This is a genomic window from Vibrio sp. 10N.261.51.F11, assembly GCF_041471665.1.
GTDB classification, from domain to species: Bacteria; Pseudomonadota; Gammaproteobacteria; order Enterobacterales; family Vibrionaceae; genus Vibrio; species Vibrio crassostreae_C.
The window spans coordinates 1-232 of record NZ_JBFROW010000127.1; the positions used below are offsets into that span (position 1 = coordinate 1).

The window sequence follows — 232 nt, forward strand, 5'->3', positions numbered from 1 at the left end:
TGGAGGCGCCTCCCGGAGTCGAACCGAGGTCCACGGATTTGCAATCCGCTGCATAGCCACTCTGCCAAGGCGCCTTCAATAGTGTTTTAAGAGAACAACTCTTTTGATTAATACCAAGCGAGGTAATAATCAAATAGATGGTGCCCCGGGCCGGACTTGAACCGGCACAACGCGAACGTCGAGGGATTTTAAATCCCTTGTGTCTACCAATTCCACCACCAGGGCACGCAAT

Annotated in this window: 2 tRNA genes; both read right to left on the reverse strand. The window is 51.7% G+C overall.

The annotated features are described in order from the left end of the window. Positions 1–74: transfer RNA gene (locus AB4351_RS22230), tRNA-Cys, on the reverse strand. 64 nt (positions 75–138) lie between these two features. Then, positions 139–225: transfer RNA gene (locus AB4351_RS22235), tRNA-Leu, on the reverse strand. Positions 226–232: the final 7 nt, after the last annotated feature.